The organism is Frateuria defendens, assembly GCF_001182895.1.
Lineage (GTDB): Bacteria > Pseudomonadota > Gammaproteobacteria > Xanthomonadales > Rhodanobacteraceae > Frateuria_B > Frateuria_B defendens.
Genome location: NZ_LFQR01000234.1, coordinates 1 through 329 on the forward strand (window position 1 = coordinate 1; position 329 = coordinate 329).

Consider the following 329-nt stretch of genomic DNA (forward strand, 5'->3'; position numbering starts at 1 on the left):
CTGGCCTTCGCCGGCCTGGTAGTTGAGGCCGCTGCCGAATTCGCTCTCGCCTTCCGCCGCCGGCTCGCCCGCGGCCAGCAGGGCGGCCAGCTCGGCTTCCAGCGTGTCGGAATCGGCGGGCTCGGCCTGCCAGGATTCCGGCTCGCCGGCGTCGAACGCGTCGAGCGCATCCGGCGCGGCGGCGGGATCGAGCGCCCCGGTGAACGCGGAGGCCGGCTCGGGTGACGGCGGCGCGTCCGGCACCGGCGCCATGGCCTCGGCCTCCACGTCGTCTCCGGGCGCCGGCATCGCATTGGCCGCAACCTGCGGCGACGCGGTTTCCGGCCGTG

The 329-nt window shown here is 76.3% G+C and carries 1 pseudogene; it reads right to left on the reverse strand.

The features are described 5' to 3' along the window. A pseudogene (locus ACH65_RS18085) lies at positions 1–288 on the reverse strand (hypothetical protein); the annotation flags it as partial. Positions 289–329: the final 41 nt, after the last annotated feature.